Raw genomic sequence first — 16,382 nt, 5'->3', positions numbered from 1 at the left:
CCGTTCCCTCATCTTAACGGAACTCCAGACCCATTTAGGGTCGAGAGGAAGCCCCCTCATGTCCATCGCCCCAACCCTTCCGGCGCCCGACCGCCTCCTGACCGGCCGCCACCGGGTCACCCTCGCGGTGCTCCTGGTCGCCCAGTTCATGCTGGCCGTCGACTTCTCGATCCTGAACGTGGCACTCCCCGCCATCGGCGACGACCTGGGCTTCTCCCTGGGCGGCCTCCAGTGGATCGCCACCGCCTTCGCCCTGTGCGCGGCCGGGTTCACCCTCTTCTTCGGCCGCATCGGCGACCTGCTCGGCCGCAAACGCATCTTCCTCGGCAGCCTCGCGCTCCTCGGCGTGGCCTCCCTCGTGGGCGGGCTCGCCCCGACGCCCGAGCTCCTCATCGCCGCCCGGGTCGCCCAGGGGCTCGCGACGGCCGCCGCCACCCCCGCAGGACTGGCCCTGCTGACCACGTCCTTCCCCGAAGGCCCGCTGCGGCAGAAGGCGCTCGGGCTCAACGGCGCCCTCATGTCCGCCGGGTTCACGGCGGGGGCGGTGCTCGGCGGCGTGCTCACCGACGTGCTCTCCTGGCGCTGGGCGTTCTTCGTCAACGTGCCCGTCGCGCTCGCCGTGCTCGCCGTCGCGCCCGCCGTCATCGCCGAGTCCCGGCCCGCCGACCGGCCCCGGCTCGACCTGCCCGGCGCGCTCAGCGTCACCCTCGGCCTGCTCGGCGTCGTCTACGGCCTCACCCAGGCGGGCGAGCACGGCTGGACGCACCCGTACGCGGTGGCGGGGCTGCTCGCCGGCGCGGTCCTGCTCGCCCTCTTCCTCCTCGTCGAACGCCGGGCCGCCCAGCCCCTGGTCCCGCTGAAGGTGCTGGCCAGGCCGACCGTGGCCTGGGGCAACCTGATCGGGCTGCTCGCCTTCGTCACCGAGACGTCCCTGGTGTACCTGCTCACCCTCTACCTGCAGAAGACCCTCGGCTTCTCGGCCCTCGCGGCCGGGCTCTCCTTCGGCGTGCTCGGACTCGGCACCGTGGCCGGCGGCCTGCTCGCGCCGAAGGCCATCGCCCGCACCTCCACCATCGCCGTACTGGTCGGCGGCGGGCTGCTGCAGGCCGTCAGCACCGCCGCCCTGCTGCTGCTCGGCGACACGGCGGCGGCCATGGCGCTGCTGCTGCCCGCCACGTTCCTGGGCGGCGTGGGCAACATGCTGGTCATCGTCGGCTTCATGGTCACCGCGACGGCGGGCCTGCCCGACCACCAGCAGGGCCTCGCCACCGGGCTGGCGTCGATGTCCCAGCAGGTCGGCATCACCATGGGGACGCCGATCATGTCCGCGATCGTCACCGCCGTGACCGGCGGCGCGGTCTCGGCCGGCGCGATCCGGCACGGCGTGCTCGTCGCCGTCGCGGCCAACGCCGGCCTCGTCCTGCTCGGCGTGCTCGTCGCCGCCGTCTTCCTGCGTAGGCCAGGCATAATGATCACTCACCCCAGGAGAAGGAGCAGCCGGTGACCATCGAGTGGGCCCCGTTGTCCGCCGCCGACCTGCCGGCGATCGCCGAACTCGCCCGGCGCTGCCTCGACCACGACGGCGGGCTCCCGGCGACCACGTCCCCGTCCTTCCTGGAACGCAGGTACGCCGCCGGACCCGGGGTGGGCGCGTACGACGGCGGCCACCTCGTCGCCTGCGCCGCCGCCCGCCCCGCCGGCCCGGCGACGGCCGTGACCGGCCTGGTCGACCCGGCCCACCGGGGACGGGGTCTCGGCTCGGGCCTGCTGGACCGGCTGGCCGAGGGCCCCGTACGGCTGGAGACCGAGTCGCTGACGCCCGAGGCCGACGCGCTCTTCCGCGCCCGCGGCTTCCGGCGGACGTTCGCCGAGGACGTCTTCCGCCGCGACCTGACCCTGCCGCTGCCGGACGTCCCGCTGCCGCCGGAGCTGGCCGTCGAGGAGTGGTCGCCCGCCACCGAGGAGGACTTCCACGCGGCCTACTCCGCGTCGTTCGCCGACCGGCCCGGCTTCCCCGGCTGGTCCCGCCAGGAGTGGGTGGACTGGCTGGTCGACGACGAGTTCCTGCCCGGCTGCTCCCTGGTCGCCCGTACGGCGGACGGCGCCGCCGCCGGCTTCGTCGCGTGCGCGGAGGGCTTCCTCATCCAGGTCGGCGCGGTGCCCGGATGGCGGCGCCGCGGCCTGGCGCGGGCGCTCGCGGTCGCCGCGCTCGGCCGGATGCGCGCGGCGGGCGCGACGGAGGTCTTCCTGGACGTCAACGAGAACAACCCGGCCTCGGCCGCCCTCTTCCGCGGCCTGGGGTTCGAGGCAGTCGCCCGCCGGGCCCGCTACGAGAACTGACGGCCTCCGGGCGGATCGTCCCGAAGGCCGTCAGCGTCAGGTACGGCTGGGTGCCGTCGCGTGGGCCGTCAGCGGCTGGGTGCCGCCGTTCCGGGGGACGCCGGCGTCATGTCCGGCCGGGTCTCGTCTCGGATCCGCCGGCGTCACGTCCGGTCAGGCGTCGTCTCGGGGGCCGTCAGCGTCTCGTGCAGGTGGCGGGCCTCATACAGGACGCGGCTCGACCCCTTGCGCGCGGCCATGTCGGCCAGCCCGGCGACCTCGCCGCGCGCCCCCGTGAGCGCGGCGGCCCGCGCCGCGACCGCCAGCAGCTCGCCCAGCCCCGCGCGGGGCCGCTCGCCGGGCCGGGGGAGCAGGGCAGGCAGAGCCTCGGCCAGCACCGCCCACACATCGGCGTGCGCGCCCGCCGCCGTCAGGCCGTCGAGCGCGGCGGTGATCCGCTTGAGCACCACGAACTCGAGGTCGACCAGCCGCGCGACGGCCCGTCCGAGGTCGGCGGACGGAAGCTGCCCGCGCGCCGCGAGCGTGAGCGCCGCCTCGGCCGCCGCCGCCCGCTGCGCGTCCCGCCGGTGCCCCAGCCCGCCCGCGATCAGCATCGCGGTGGCCGCGCCCACGGGGCCGTCGCCGTGGGCCAGGGCCGCGAGGGCGGTCATCCTGGCGTCGTTGGAGTCGGACACCCAGGGCCCGAAGCGCACCAGGGCGGCGGCCACGAGCTCGCGGTGCGACGGCAGGACCAGCGGCCCCCACAGGGCGTCGTCCGGATACGACAGGTAGGCGGGGCCGCGCTGGTCGACGCCCGATAACCCGCCGAGCCAGGCCGGCAGGTCCGCAGGGGCCACGGCCTCCACCCGCATCCGGCGCGACCAGCTCCGCGGGCTGTAGCTGTCGTGCGACCCCTCGTACGGCGTCACGCGGACGACCGGATCCGGCCATCCGCCGTCCCGCAGCCAGGCGGTCAGCGTCCGCCCGGCCTCGCCCGGCAGCTTCTCCGCCCGTACGACCAGCTCGGGATCGCAGCGCCGGGGCAGCCGCAGCAGCGCCTGCTCGAAGTCGGCCGGCAGCGGCTCGCCGCCCTCCAGCCGCTCCATCCGCTCCACCAGGACCGCCGCGTCGACGTGTCCGGTGGCCGAGGTCGGCGTGGCGAGCAGCGCGGGCACCGTGCCCCCGTCCTCGAACAGCGCGATCACCTCCTCCAGCCGCCGCCGGACGAGCCGCTGGCAGACCCACTCCGAGTCGTCCGGCACCTGGTTCAGTTGCCGGCTCCACTTGGGCGCGACGACCGCCAGCGCGCAGCGGAGCACCAGGGAGGGAATTCTGCTGTCTCTGAACATGTACAGGTGGTGCTCGGTGGGCTCCTCCTCGGGATCGAGCCCGGCGGCCCCGTCCGGCAGGGTCTCCTCCCACCACGGCCGCAGCGCCGCCACCACCGCCGCCCGGTCCCGATGGGTCAGCTCGACGAGCCCGCCCAGGACCCGCTCGCACCGCGCCGGCTCGCTCCGCCAGTCGAGCGCCCGCAGCTCCGCGACCAGCTCGGCCGGGGTGGCGATCGGCGGCGCGAGAACGGGCGGCGCGGGCGCGCGCAGCACGGCGGCGACCGGCCGCTCCGGCTCGGCCCCGGCGACCTCGCCGTAGCCGGCGGCGACGCGCTCGCGCAGGTCGGCGGGCAGCCGGGCGGCCGCCTCGCGGACCGCGTCCCGGCCGGCCTCGCCGGCGTACGGGGCCAGCCGGACCGCCAGCCGCACCGCCCGCCCCCGCAGGGCGGGGTCGTCCACGTCGAACACGGCGGCGAGCGCGGGCACCACCCCGCCGCCCCGGGGGCCGGTCGCCCGCGCCGCCCACCGCACCGCCTCCTCGACCAGTTTCTTCTCCGGCCGGTACGCCAGCGCCTCCACGGCCTCGGCGAACAGCTCGTCGTCCAGCAGCCCCGCCTCCTCGGCCCGCCGCAGCTCCTCGACCGCCAGCTCGGCCACCGTCGCACCGGCCGACGGCAGCAGGCGTACGAGGTCGAGCACCGGGACCTCGGGCGGCTCCGGCGCGAGCAGCCGCCAGAGCCACACGAACGGCATCATCTCGGCGTCCGGGCCCCCGGCCAGGAACCGGGAGGCGCACCCGTCGACCAGCGTCGCGCGCGGCACCCGGCCCGTACGCGCCAGTGCGGCCAGCTCAGTCATGGCCGTGCTCCGCCCCAGCGGCTCGGCCACGCCCTGCGCCTGGAACAGGCGCGGCAGCAGGGCGTCGAGCAGCGGATCGCGGTCGAGTTCCAGGTCCTCCCCGGGCCGCCGCCGGGCCAGCCGCCAGGCCCACCCGACGACGAAGGCGTCGCCGTCGGGCGGCTCCAGCCCGGTGTCGGCGACCAGCGCGGCGACGAGGTCCCAGCCGGGCACGCCCTCCGCGCGCTGCCACCGCCGCCGGCCGGTCGCCGGCCGGAGCCGCGCGGCCAGTCGGATGGCGAGGTCGCGCCGCCACTCCAGGGGGCGGCGGCGCAGCAGGGGGAGGAGGAGGGCGGCGTCCAGCTCGGGATCGCGCGGCCGGCGCAGCTCCCTGCGGTCGAGCCAGGCCGCGACCTGCTCGGCGCCGGTGAAGCAGGCCGCTCCGGCCAGCCGGAAGCCGGTCGCCAGGCCCTCGATGTCGACCCGGGCGAGGAACCCGCCGCGCAGCTCCTCGGTCATGTGCCCGGGGAGCTGCACGGCGATCGCCCGCCGGCCGAGGTCGCTCAGGCCGTCCAGGAACGTCGCGAGGTCCTGGTCGTCGCCCGCCTCGATGCGGTCGAGGGCCTCCTGCCAGGGATTCATGCGGCCACCTCGCCGCGCCGCGCTGCCAAAGAAGCGATCATGGGCGCGACGGTAACGACCGCCACCGACAGATCGCGGTGGATCCCCGAGTGCCGGGGTCAGGCGAGGGCGGGCTCCGGTTCGGCGGCGGCGGGGCGGGTGGTGTCGCCGGCGAGGCGGCGGGCGGCGTACTGGGCGATCCGGCCGTGCGCGGCCACGACGGCGCCGAAGCCGACGACCAGGATCGCGATGAGCGTCATGCGCGAGTCGGGCGCCAGGATGATGGCCGCGCCGTCGGAGAACCCGGTGGACGCCACGCCGAACCCGGTCAGGGCCGCGGTCACCCACCGGCCGCCCACCCGCACCACCGCCGGTGCGGTCGCGGTCAGCGCTGCCGGTGCGGCGAGCACGGTGAACACCATCAGGACGCCCAGCGTGCCGCCCAGCGTGAAGGTGCTCTCCTCGGCCGCCGCGATCGTGATCAGGCTCATCAGCAGCCGCGCCACTCCGCCGCCCACGACTCCGGCCACGGCGGCGCCCCCCAGGGCCGCCGCCAGTACCCGGACCACGCGCCGGCCCGTCATTCCCGCCATACAACCCCTCCAGCTCTTCTGAAGGGGTTGTAGTGGTACGAATCCCCCCAAAGCAATGCCGGAAATGCAATGCAATGAGGCTGTTATTGATGATTCGTCGGGAAAAGCATGACTAAATCTGTCCAGTACGGGTGTCAGGCCGCCGTGGACAGCATGCCGTTCGGATCGAGGACGTACTTGCGTGCCGCGCCCTCGTCGAACTCGTGGTACCCGCGCGGCGCGTCGTCCAGCGGGATCGGCGTGGCGTTGACCGCCTTGGCGATCTGCACCCGGTCGTGCAGGATCGCCTGCATGAGCTGCCGGTTGTAGCGCATGACGGGGCACTGGCCGGTGGCGAAGCTGTGCGACTTGGCCCAGCCCAGGCCGAAGCGGATGGACAACGACCCCTGCTTGGCCGCCTCGTCGGCGGCGCCGGGGTCGCCCGTCACGTACAGGCCGGGGATGCCGAGCGCGCCGCCCGCCCTGGTGACGTCCATGAGCGTGTTGAGCACGGTGGCGGGGCGCTCCTTCTCCGCCTCGCGGCCGTGGCCGCGCGCCTCGAAGCCGACCGCGTCCACGCCGCAGTCCACCTCCGGCTCACCGAGTATCTGCTCGATCTGGTCCTTCGGGTCGCCCTTCGAGACGTCGACGGTCTCGCAGCCGAAGCTGCGGGCCTGGCCGAGGCGCTGCTCGTTCAGGTCGGCGACGATGACCACGGCGGCCCCGAGCAGGAACGCCGACGCCGCCGCGGCCAGCCCGACGGGGCCCGCGCCGGCGATGTAGACCGTCGAGCCCGGCTTCACCCCGGCGGTCACGCAGCCGTGGAAGCCGGTCGGGAAGATGTCGGAGAGCATGGCCAGGTCGAGGATCTTCTCCATCGCCCGGTCCTTGTCCGGAAATTTCAGCAGGTTCCAGTCCGCGTACGGGACGAGCACGTACTGAGCCTGGCCGCCCACCCAGCCGCCCATGTCGACATAGCCGTACGCCGAGCCGGGCCGGTCGGGGTTGACGTTCTCGCAGATGCCGGTCTTGCCCTCCTTGCAGTTGCGGCAGCGCCCGCAGGCGATGTTGAACGGCACGGACACCAGGTCGCCGTTCTTGATGAACTCCACGTCGGGGCCGGTCTCGACGACCTCGCCGGTGATCTCGTGGCCGAGGACGAGGCCGGGCGGCGCCGTGGTGCGCCCGCGGACCATGTGCTGGTCGCTGCCGCAGATGTTGGTGGCGACCGACTTGATGATCGCGGCGTGCGGCAGTTTCCGGCCTACGTTGGCCGGGTGCACGCCGGGGCCGTCCTTCAGCGTGAATTCCGGATAGTCGATGTCGTGAACCTCGACCTTGCCTGGGCCTTCGTACTTGACGCCTTTGTTGCCAGGCATGAGGATTCTCCCTCCTCGGGGCTTTTGTCCCCCTTTCTGAATATAGCCCGACCCGGCGTCCAGCATTCAGGGAGCAAGGGCGAGCTCGGCCAGCTCCCGCCAGTCCCGCCGCCGGCCCTCGCCGAGCGCCTCGGCGAACCCCGCCTCCCCGAGGTGGTCCCGCGCGGCCGCGGCGATCCTGGCGGCGTCCGGCTGCGAGCGGTCCGGCGTGCCGCGTACGCCCTCGCCCGCCGCGAGCAGCCGCGCGGCCTGCTCATGGCGTCCCTGGCGCAGCGCGAGATCCGCGATCCCGACCAGCGCCGCGGCGATCAGCGGCGGGTACGCCGCCTCCACGGCCGCGTCGAGCGCCGCACGATGACAGGCGCGGGCCTCCTCAAGGTCCCCGGCGAGGTAGCCGGACAAGCCCATGACCGAGGCCCGGGCCGAGACGTTGAGCTCCGGATCCGCGGCCTCCAGAAGGTGGCGCGCCCGGTCCGTTTCCCCGCGCCAGCGGGCCAGGTGCGCCTTGGCGAGCGCCAGGTCGGCGAGCACGTCCGGCCAGGCGATCCCGCCCGCACGCCGCTCCGCCTCGGCCATCGCGGCCGCGCTCGACCGTTCGTCGCCGAGCAGCCAGTAGAGCTGCGCCTGCCGTGCCCGCAGGCCGATCACGTCCTCGGCCGCGCCCACCTCCACCAGCGCCGCGCTCGCCTCCTCGTAGTGCTCGCACGCGCGGCCGAACTCGCCGCGCATGGCCAGCCGGTCGCCCAGATAGGTGTGCGCCAGCGAGATCCCCCACCGGTCGCCCAGCGCGCGGAACTCGGCGAGCGCGGTCTCGATGTCGGCGTCCACGTCGGTCTCGTCGCCGCCGAGCGTGAGCCGCAGCCGGCCGCGCGAGAGCCGCGCCTGCGCGCGTACCCACGGGTCGTCGTCGGCGATCAGCGGCTCGAACGCGGGCAGGAACCCCGCCGGCTCCCGTACCAGCCGCTCCAGCGGTTCGACGAACCCGAGCAGGGAGTGGCGGTGGCCGTTCCGGCTGAGCCGGTGCGCCCCCTGGATCCACTCCGCCGCCTGGAACTGGTCGCGGCCGGGCCCCGAGGTCACGAAGATCGTCACGATCGTGTACGCCATCGCCCGCACCTCGTCCGGCACCTCACCCGGCAGGGAGGCCGCCGCGACGCTCAGCTCGATGGCCTCCATCCGCTGCCCGCGCAGGAACCAGTACCAGCCCACGGCCCCGACCAGCCGCATCGCCTCCTCGGCCCAGCCTTCGGCGATCGCGCCGCGCAGGGCCGTACCGATGTTGTCGCGCTCGGCGTCCAGCCGGGCCAGCCACTCCAGCTGCCCGGCCCGGCGCAGGTGCGGATCGGCGGTCTCGGCCAGCTCGGTGAAGTACGCGAGATGCGCCCGGAGCGTCCGCTCGCCCTCGCCGGTCTCGGCGAGCCGGTGGGCCGCGTACTCCCTGATGGTGCCGAGCATCCGGTAGCGCGGCGTGCCCCCGGCGTCCGCGTCGGCGAGCAGCAGCGACTTCTCCACGAGCGCGCTGAGCAGGTCCAGTGTCAGCTCGCCACCGATCTCACTGCCGCACACGGCCTCGGCCGCGTCCAGGCTCGCCCCGCCCGCGAACACCGAGAGCCGCCGCAGCACCCCGCGCTCGGCCTCGCTCAGCAGGTCCCAGCTCCAGTCCACGACCGCGCGCAGCGTCCGATGCCGGGGCAGCGCCGTACGGCTGCCGCCGGTCAGCAGCCGGAACCGGTCGTCCAGCCGATGCGCGAGCTGCTCGACGGACATCGTGCGCAGCCGCGCCGCCGCCAGCTCGATCGCCAGCGGGATGCCGTCGAGCGCCCGGCAGATCCTGGCCATCGCCGCCAGGGTGCCCGGATCGCCGCCGAGGTCCTGGCGTACCAGCTCGACGCGGTCGCGCAGCAGCCGCACCGCGGGCGAGGACCCGGCCCCGGCGGGGTCCTCGGGCAGCGCCAGCGGCTCGACCTGCCACAGCACCTCTCCGGTGATGCCGAGCGGCTCCCTGCTCGTGGCGAGGATCCGCAGCCCACGGCACTCGCCCAGCAGCCGGTCCGCGAACGCCGCGGCCGCCTCGATCACGTGCTCGCAGTTGTCCAGGACGAGCAGCATCGCCCGATCCCTGAGCGCGACGACGAGCCGGTCCATCGGCTCCCCGGCCCGCGCCCCGCCGAGCAGCGCCTGGTCACGCAGGCCCATCGCGGTGAGCGCGGCCTGGGCGAGGTCGCCGCCCACCCTCAACGGGGCCAGCTCGACCAGCCACGCGCCGTCCGGCAGCTCGGCGAGCACGGCCCGCGCGGTCTCCGTGGCCAGCCTGGTCTTGCCGGAGCCGCCCGGCCCCGTCAGCGTGACCAGCCGGTGCTTGGCGGTCAGCCCGGCGACCGCGGCGAGGTCGTCGTCCTTGCCGACGTAGCTCGTCAGCTCGGCGCGCAGGTTCGTCCGGCGCGTGTCCGCCCGCCCGCCCAGCTCGCCCCGCAGCAGCGCGGTGTGCAGGGCGGAGAGCTCCGCCGACGGATCGGCGCCCAGCTCGTCGGCGAGCCGCTCGCGGGTGCGCTGGTAGACGGTCAGCGCCTCGTTCCCGCGCCCCGCCTCGGCGAGCGCCCGCATCAACGCCGCCACGAACCCCTCACGCAACGGGTACGTGGCGACCAGATCGGTCAGCTCGGACACCAGCTCCGCGCCCCGCCCGAGCTTGAGGTCCGCCTCCACCCGGTCACCGAGCGCGGCCACGCGCAACTCGTCCAGGCGCGCGACGGCGGCCTCGAACAGCTCGCTGTCCCGCGGCCCGATCTCCGCCATGGCCGCCCCACGCCACAGCCCGAGAGCCGCACGCAACAGCTCCGCCCGCGCCGCCGGCTCGGCCGCCCGCGCCTCCCCGACCAGGCGCTCGAACCGGCACACGTCCACGGCATCGGCGCTCAGGACCAGCCGGTAGCCACCGGCGTCCGCCTCGACCACACCGTCCGGCAGCACCCTGCGCAGCCGCGACACCAGCGCCTGCAGAGCGTTGACCTCGTCCGCGGGCGGCCGCTCCCCCCAGATCCACTCGACCAGCCTCGACCGGGCGACGATCTTGCCGGGTTCGAGCGCGAGCGCCGCCAGCAACGCACGCAACCGGACCCCAGGGACCTCCACCAGGTCCCCGTCGCCGCCCCTGACCTCGAACGGCCCCAACAATCCCACGCGCACAGGAGCATTCTGCCGAACCCCGGGCACACACGGCTCACCGCCCACCACCGCTCATCCTGTCCTGTACGTCCCGTAACGGTTGATCGTCGGATGTTGATCGGCCCCGAGAGCCGGGGCTCCGTCGACACCTGAGTTCAGGTCGCTGATTTAATCGTTGGACTGTGGCGCATCAGGTACATAACCTGTCTAAAAATCGGCATAGTGTAAGCGTCTGAGCGGATATCGACATGGCGAGTTTCATCGGGTTGAAGCCATTTTCGACATGGCCTGAAATAGAGTTCGAAACAGCCGGCGGGCTCATAGATCTTCACAACATGGCCGACCTCGGGGATCTGACCATCTCTCCCCAGAGATCCACCCTGACGATCCGCTTCGTTCACTACGGGAAGTTGCGGGGGTCCGAGGCCGAGTCGCATGCCGTGGAGCTGGAATTCGGCGGAATAAGGGATCTCAAGATGGAGCTTCCCGCTGATTATGAACCCCGGGCGGCGGAGACCTTGGAAGGTATTGCCCATCGGGAAATCTCCGGCCAATCGTACTTTGACATAGACATGGGCGACGTCAAATGCACGCTTGCCGCGGAGACCCTCACGCTCAGGGTGTCTGAGCTCGGCTGTACAGCTTGAGCTCGCACTGGGCAGCATGGTTGTCCGGTTCGTTGGGTGGGGATACTCTCGGCCATGTTGCGGACGATATTTGTCTGCAAATGGTGCCGACGGGAGTATGAGGATGACCTACCAGGACCTTGATCCGTGCACGCCGGTGCTCGTCGGCGTCGGGGAGGCGTCGGAGCGGATCGGGGAGCCCGGGTACCGTCGCCTGTCGGCCGTCGAGCTGGCCGCCGCGGCGGCGCGCGAGGCGCTCGCCGACACCGGGGCGGACCCCAGCGAGGTGGCCGCCGCCGTGGACACGGTCGCGGGCGTGCGGCAGTTCGAGATCTCGGCTCCCGGCATTCCGTCCCCTCTGGGCAGGTCCACCAACTATCCGCGGTCGGTCGCCGCCCGAGTCGGGGCCGCGCCACGGCGGGCGATTCTGGAGGTCGTCGGCGGGCAGGGGCCGCAGCACCTGGTCAATGAGCTGGCGGCCGCCATCGCTAACGGCGAGGCGCAGGTCGCGCTGGTCTTCGGGTCCGAGGCGATCTCGACCGCGCAGCACCTGGCGAAGGCCGAGGACAAACCCGACTTCGGCGAGAGCGTCGAAGGGGACCTGGAGGACCGTGGCTACGGGCTCAAGGGGCTGGTCTCGCGGCAGCAGGCGGCCCACGGGCTGACGGACGCGCCCAGCCAGTACGCCCTCTTCGACAACGCCCGCCGCGCCCGCCTCGGCCAGACGCGGGACGAGTACGCGGCCGGCATGGGCGCGCTGTTCGCCCCGTTCACGAAGGTCGCGGCGGCCAACCCGCACGCCGCCGCCCCCGTCGAGCGCACCGCCGAGGAACTGGTCACGCCCAGCGAGAGGAACCGGTTCATCGCCGAGCCCTACACCCGCTACATAGTGGCCCGCGAGAAGGTCAACCAGGGCGCGGCCGTGCTGTTGATGTCCGTCGCCGAGGCCAGGCGGCTGGGCGTGCCCCAGGAGCGATGGGTGTTCCTGCACGGCCACGCCGACCTGCGCGAGCGCGGCCTGCTGGAGCGCGCCGACCTGAGCGGCAGCGCGGCAGCCGTGCTGGCCGTGCGGCACGCGCTGGAGCAGGCCGGGATCGGGGCGGACGAGCTGGCCGTGATCGACCTCTACTCCTGCTTCCCGATCGCCGTGTCCGCCGTCTGCGACGGCCTCGGCCTGCCCGCCGACGGCTCCCGCGAGCTGACCGTCACCGGCGGGCTGCCGTTCTTCGGCGGCGCGGGGAACAACTACTCGATGCACGCCATCGCCGAGACCGTGCAGCGGCTGCGCGCGCAGCCGGGCGCGTACGGGCTGGTCGGCGCGAACGGCGGCTCGCTCAGCAAGTACTCGGCCGGCGTCTACTCCACCACGCCCGCCCCGTGGCGGCCGGACCGCAGCGCCGCCCTCCAGGCCGAGCTGGACTCCCGGCCCGGCGTCGAGCAGGCGTTCCAGGCCGACGGCTGGGCCACGATCGAGACCTACACGGTCAAGCACGGCCGGAACGGCAAGTGCACCGGGATCGTCATCGGCCGGCTGGAGGCCGACGGCCGCCGGTTCATCGCCACGACCGACGACGAGCGCACGCTCGGCCTGCTCACCACCGGCGAGCCGATCGGGCAGCGGGTCTACGTCCGCTCCTTCGCGTCCGGCAACCGCGTCGCCGTGGACGACGCCCGCATGGACGAGCTGTTCCCGCCCCGGCCCGCCGTCCTGCGCGACGACTACGAGCACGTGCTGGTCCGTCGCGACGGCCACGTCCTGGAAGTCACGATCAACCGCCCGGACAGCCGCAACAGCCTCCACCCGCCCGCGAACGACGAGCTGGACGCGGTCTTCGACGCCTACTTCGCCGACCCCGACCTGTGGGTGGCGATCATCACGGGCGCGGGCGGCAAGGCGTTCTCGGCGGGCAACGACCTGCTCTACTCGGCCTCCGGCAAACCGATGTGGGTGCCGAAGAACGGCTTCGCCGGCCTCACGAGCCGCCGGAACATGACCAAGCCCGTCATCGCGGCGGTCAACGGCTTCGCCATGGGCGGCGGGTTCGAGATCGCACTGGCCTGCCACCTGGTGGTCGCCGACGCGACGGCCCGCTTCGCGCTGAGCGAGGTCAAGGTGGGCCTGGTCGCGGCGGCGGGCGGGCTCGTACGTCTCCCCAGGGCGCTGCCCGGCAAGCTCGCCACTGAGATGATCCTCACCGGCCGCCGGCTCAGTGCGGCCGAGGCCCTGGAGCACGGCCTGGTCAACCGGGTGACCGAGCCGGGACAGGCACTGGCGGGCGCGCGGGCGCTGGCCGGGGAGATCCTGGAGAGCTCGCCGACGTCCGTACGGGCGTCCCTGCAGATCATGGCCGAGACGCAGGGGATCGCGGACGTCGTCGACGCGGTCACCCACCCGTCGCCGGCGCTGGACGACCTCATGGTCAGCGAGGACGTCACGGAGGGCCTGACCGCGTTCGCCGAGAAACGCCCGCCGCGCTGGCGCAACCGCTGAGAATTCATGGAACCGCCGGCCCGGCTCGTGCCAATTACCTCTGTCAGCACGATGACATGAGAGGCACGAGATGCGACATGAGAGCTGGACGGACGCGCCCCCGCGGCCACCCTCCGACCGGTTCGCCGAGCTGTTCACCCAGCACGGACCGGGGCTCAAGCGGTACGTCATCCGGCGGCTCGGCGTCGATCCCGCCGACGACATCGTGGCCGAGACGTTCGCGCAGGCGTTCCAGCACCTGGAGTCGTACGACGTGGCGCGCGGCGACGAGCGCTCCTGGCTGTACGGCATCGCCACCAACCTGATCGGCCAGCACCGCCGCAGGGAGATCGCGCTCTACCGGGCGCTCAGCCGCACCGGGACGGATCCGGTGGTGGAGCCGTTCACCGACGACGTGGAGCGGCGGGTGGCGGCGGGCGCGGCGCGGCAGCGGCTGGCCAAGGCGCTGGCCGGGCTGTCGCGCGCGCACCGGGACACGTTGCTGCTGGTCATGTGGGCGGAGCTGACGTACGAGGAGGCGGCCGTAGCGCTCGGGATCCCGGTCGGGACGGTGCGCTCGCGGATCAACCGGGCCCGGTTCGCGCTGCGCCGCGCGCTGCGCGGGCTGGACCCGGCGGCCGAGGACGAAGGAGCGGGCTGGTGACGAAGATCGACGACGAGTTCGACCTGTTGAAGCGGATGCGCGCGGAGGTGCCCGCGCGGCAGGACCTGAGCGGCGTGGAACACCGCCTCGCCGAGCTCCGCGCCCGCCGCCGACCCGTGAACCCGCGCCGGCATCGCCTGCCCCGGCTCCGGTGGGGGCTCGCGCTGGCCGCCGCGTGCGTCGTCGGCGTGGGCGGCTGGCAGCTCACGCGGGGCGGCGCCGAGCAGGGCGCCCGGCCCGCCGTGGCGCACCGTCCGGCCACGACCACGGCCCCCGCGACCGTGCTGGAGCGGGCCGCGCTCGCCGCCGCGTCCACCATGGCCGCCGAGCCCAGCCCGGACCAGTGGTTCTACCGGCAGCAGACGCAGCACATGTCCGGCGGCGACCTGCCGACGTACGAGAGCTGGCACAAGCTGGACGGCACCCGGACGGCCATCCGCACGGAGGGCGGAAAGCTGAAGGTCACCGCCGCCGAGCGGGGCCCCACACACCCCGGCAAGACCATGGCCGAGCTCCGGCGGCTGCCCACCGACCCCGACGCGCTGCTGCGGCACTTCCGCTCGCTGCCACGCGAGCTGACGCCGCTGTCGATCTGCGCCCCCGCGTGCCCGGCGGGAACCGAGCAGGACGTGAAGGCGTTCGGCGCGATCGGCTGGTACCTGAGCTACGGCCCGCTGGTGCCCCCGGACACGGCGGCCGGGATGTACCGGGCGCTGGCCAAGATCCCGAACGTCAGGATCGAGCAGAACGCGACCGACGGCGACGGCCGCACCGGCATCGGCGTCGTGCTCGATCTCGGGGAGGCCGGCAAGGGCTCCTACATCCTCGACCCCGAGGACTACCACTACCTGGGGCTCACGGTGGTGCGGGGCGAGGACACCTCGGCGATGTCCGTCCTCTCCGCCGGCATCGTGGACGAGCCCGGCCAACTCCCCTGATCGGAGCCCCGCCCGGCCGGAACACCGGGCGGGGCGTTCTCGCGGGAGCTAGCTGTCACACTCCTGGTAGGCACGTTTGCCGGTGCTGGCGTCCGTGCAGATCTTGCAGACGCGGTTCGGGCTGTTCGTGGTCGGCTTCTTGGTGGTCACGCATTCGAGGTCCATCGGCTTCCGAGACTGGCTGCCCTGCTTCTGGGACTCGTTGTGCCGCCGCTCGCAGTACTGCTTCTTGTATCCGCTGCCTTTCTCGCTACGGCAGTAATAACATCTCCTGTCGCCCTCCGTGAGCCATTTGCATTTCGGCGCCCGCATGGCGGAGGAGTCGATGGACGAGGTTGTGGCGCCCGCGTTCGCGGCCTGCGCCTGCGAAGGCATCGAAGGGACGAGGGCGGCCGCCACAAGGGCGCTGACAGCGCAGGCTTCCTTGAGCATGGTTCCTCCCGCGGTTCGCGTTCTCCGCTGACCCCTCCATCGTGAACCCGCCGCTCGGAGCAGCGTCAAGACGAATGGCGGACATTATTGTTCCGGCGCCGCACGCATATTCTGCGGTCAAACGCGCGAAGCGCATCTCCTTTATCGGCCGCGATTGTTCGCATAGCTTCCCTTTACGTTCTCCTGCTCCGGGCGGCGGGCTGTCGGCCGGGCAGCAGGCGCTGCTGGTCGCCGTACCGTGATCGTCGGGCGCGCTGACTGACCGCTTCGGCGGGCGGGCGATGTTCCCGCTCATCTCGGCGGCCACCATCGTGCCCGTGTTGTTCGTCGGCGTCGTCTATCGGAGGCGCGTACCGCTGAGCTGATGGCTCCAGCCGTGCTCCAGGAGGTCGAAGGCCCGGGCGATGGCCTCGCGGGGATTTTCGTGGGCGTAGGCCGCCCGAGGGGCTTCGAGGGCGAAGTGGGCCAGGGCGCCGCAAAGGGGGTCGTCCGCGGCGAGGCCGCTCTCCTCCGCGATGGCCTGCGCGAGCGCGGCGGTGTGGCGCAGCCACATGTTCTGGGCGTAGTCGCGCAGCGCGGGCGTGCCGGCCACCAGGTTGGTGAAGGCGGCGAAGCGGGCGTCGCCGTCGGCCGTGGCCACCCGGGTGGTCAGGGCGTGTTCGCGCAGCGCGGCCGGGATGGACTGGCCCTTGGGCCGCTCGCGTACGGCGGCGAGCAGCCGGGCCTCCTGCCCGGAGTCCTCGTCGAAGACGAGGGCTTCCTTGACGGGGAAGTGCTTGAACAGCGTGGTGGTGGACACGTCGGCGGCGTCCGCGATCTCGCGGATGCCGACCTCGTCGTATCCGCGCTCCAGGAACAGGCGCAGCGCGGCGTCGGCGATGGCCTGCCGGGTGGCGGCCTTCTTGCGCTCGCGGCGCCCCATCGACGGGTGAGACATGCGGGCACTCTACCGACTCGGTTGAACGACTTCAAAAGTGGAACCGTTGCACTTATTAAGTTGGTGTGCTTTTCTGTGGGGCAGCCGCGGC

At 73.3% G+C, this 16,382-nt stretch carries 12 protein-coding genes; 6 read left to right on the top strand and 6 right to left on the bottom strand.

Translation table 11 applies throughout. The features are described 5' to 3' along the window. Positions 1–58 precede the first annotated feature (58 nt). Complete coding sequence (locus tag SMD20_RS23010) at positions 59–1,504, top strand: MFS transporter (protein WP_329584404.1); 1,446 nt, start codon at positions 59–61, stop codon at positions 1,502–1,504. Beyond that, positions 1,501–2,340: a GNAT family N-acetyltransferase gene (locus tag SMD20_RS23005; RefSeq protein WP_329584402.1), complete on the top strand. Its 840-nt coding sequence runs from the start codon at positions 1,501–1,503 to the stop codon at positions 2,338–2,340. Before SMD20_RS23010 ends, SMD20_RS23005 begins: the two co-directional genes overlap by 4 nt. A 143-nt stretch (positions 2,341–2,483) precedes the next feature. On the opposite strand, the gene SMD20_RS23000 is transcribed toward SMD20_RS23005, so the two are convergent. From SMD20_RS23000 to SMD20_RS22985, 4 genes are all read right to left on the bottom strand, one after another. Beyond that, entirely contained in the window at positions 2,484–5,129 is a 2,646-nt protein-coding gene (locus tag SMD20_RS23000) for a DUF7825 domain-containing protein (RefSeq protein ID WP_329584400.1), read from the bottom strand. A 98-nt stretch (positions 5,130–5,227) separates the two neighbouring features. After that, positions 5,228–5,701: a hypothetical protein gene (locus tag SMD20_RS22995; protein WP_329584398.1), complete on the bottom strand. Its 474-nt coding sequence runs from the start codon at positions 5,699–5,701 to the stop codon at positions 5,228–5,230. Between the two features lie 134 nt (positions 5,702–5,835). Then, positions 5,836–7,059, bottom strand: a complete 1,224-nt coding sequence (gene fdhA, locus SMD20_RS22990; RefSeq protein WP_329584396.1) for a formaldehyde dehydrogenase, glutathione-independent — start codon at positions 7,057–7,059, stop codon at positions 5,836–5,838. A gap of 66 nt (positions 7,060–7,125) precedes the next feature. After that, the gene (locus tag SMD20_RS22985; RefSeq protein ID WP_329584394.1) at positions 7,126–10,245 is read right to left on the bottom strand and encodes a BTAD domain-containing putative transcriptional regulator; all 3,120 of its coding nucleotides are present in this window, start codon (positions 10,243–10,245) and stop codon (positions 7,126–7,128) included. A gap of 227 nt (positions 10,246–10,472) precedes the next feature. Here SMD20_RS22985 and SMD20_RS22980 point away from each other — a divergent pair, with 227 nt between their 5' ends. The 4 genes from SMD20_RS22980 to SMD20_RS22965 all read left to right on the top strand — a co-directional run bounded on the left by SMD20_RS22980 (position 10,473) and on the right by SMD20_RS22965 (position 14,922). Further along, a complete protein-coding gene (locus tag SMD20_RS22980; RefSeq protein ID WP_329584393.1) occupies positions 10,473–10,871 on the top strand; it encodes a hypothetical protein in 399 nt (132 codons plus the stop codon). A gap of 103 nt (positions 10,872–10,974) precedes the next feature. Then, positions 10,975–13,341, top strand: coding sequence for an acetyl-CoA acetyltransferase (locus tag SMD20_RS22975; RefSeq protein WP_329584391.1), 2,367 nt, complete (start codon positions 10,975–10,977; stop codon positions 13,339–13,341). Positions 13,342–13,411: 70 nt separating this feature from the next. Next, positions 13,412–13,984 carry an RNA polymerase sigma factor gene (locus tag SMD20_RS22970; protein ID WP_329584389.1) on the top strand — a complete coding sequence of 191 codons (573 nt, stop codon included), beginning with the start codon at positions 13,412–13,414 and terminating at the stop codon, positions 13,982–13,984. Further along, positions 13,981–14,922, top strand: a complete 942-nt coding sequence (locus SMD20_RS22965; RefSeq protein ID WP_329584386.1) for a CU044_5270 family protein — start codon at positions 13,981–13,983, stop codon at positions 14,920–14,922. Before SMD20_RS22970 ends, SMD20_RS22965 begins: the two co-directional genes overlap by 4 nt. 48 nt (positions 14,923–14,970) lie before the next feature. Here the strand turns inward: SMD20_RS22965 and SMD20_RS22960 are convergent, their stop codons facing one another. Both SMD20_RS22960 and SMD20_RS22955 read right to left on the bottom strand, forming a co-directional pair. Continuing rightward, positions 14,971–15,354, bottom strand: coding sequence for a hypothetical protein (locus SMD20_RS22960; RefSeq protein ID WP_329584384.1), 384 nt, complete (start codon positions 15,352–15,354; stop codon positions 14,971–14,973). A gap of 337 nt (positions 15,355–15,691) precedes the next feature. Further along, positions 15,692–16,291 carry a TetR/AcrR family transcriptional regulator gene (locus tag SMD20_RS22955; protein WP_329584382.1) on the bottom strand — a complete coding sequence of 200 codons (600 nt, stop codon included), beginning with the start codon at positions 16,289–16,291 and terminating at the stop codon, positions 15,692–15,694. Positions 16,292–16,382: the final 91 nt, after the last annotated feature.

Source organism: Nonomuraea sp. LP-02, assembly GCF_036289125.1.
Taxonomy (GTDB): domain Bacteria; phylum Actinomycetota; class Actinomycetes; order Streptosporangiales; family Streptosporangiaceae; genus Nonomuraea; species Nonomuraea bangladeshensis.
The sequence above is the reverse complement of the archived record's forward strand: the minus strand, read 5'-3'. Positions and strand labels throughout refer to the sequence as shown.

Excerpts from the sequence above, each read along its gene's own strand:
- SMD20_RS23010 (WP_329584404.1), top strand. The coding sequence starts at position 59 with ATGTCCATCGCCCCAACCCTTCCGGCGCCCGACCGCCTCCTGACCGGC.
- SMD20_RS23000 (WP_329584400.1), bottom strand. The coding sequence starts at position 5,129 with ATGAATCCCTGGCAGGAGGCCCTCGACCGCATCGAGGCGGGCGACGAC.
- SMD20_RS22995 (WP_329584398.1), bottom strand. The coding sequence starts at position 5,701 with ATGGCGGGAATGACGGGCCGGCGCGTGGTCCGGGTACTGGCGGCGGCC.
- fdhA (WP_329584396.1), bottom strand. The coding sequence starts at position 7,059 with ATGCCTGGCAACAAAGGCGTCAAGTACGAAGGCCCAGGCAAGGTCGAG.
- SMD20_RS22980 (WP_329584393.1), top strand. The coding sequence starts at position 10,473 with ATGGCGAGTTTCATCGGGTTGAAGCCATTTTCGACATGGCCTGAAATA.
- SMD20_RS22975 (WP_329584391.1), top strand. The coding sequence starts at position 10,975 with ATGACCTACCAGGACCTTGATCCGTGCACGCCGGTGCTCGTCGGCGTC.
- SMD20_RS22970 (WP_329584389.1), top strand. The coding sequence starts at position 13,412 with ATGCGACATGAGAGCTGGACGGACGCGCCCCCGCGGCCACCCTCCGAC.
- SMD20_RS22960 (WP_329584384.1), bottom strand. The coding sequence starts at position 15,354 with ATGCTCAAGGAAGCCTGCGCTGTCAGCGCCCTTGTGGCGGCCGCCCTC.
- SMD20_RS22955 (WP_329584382.1), bottom strand. The coding sequence starts at position 16,291 with ATGTCTCACCCGTCGATGGGGCGCCGCGAGCGCAAGAAGGCCGCCACC.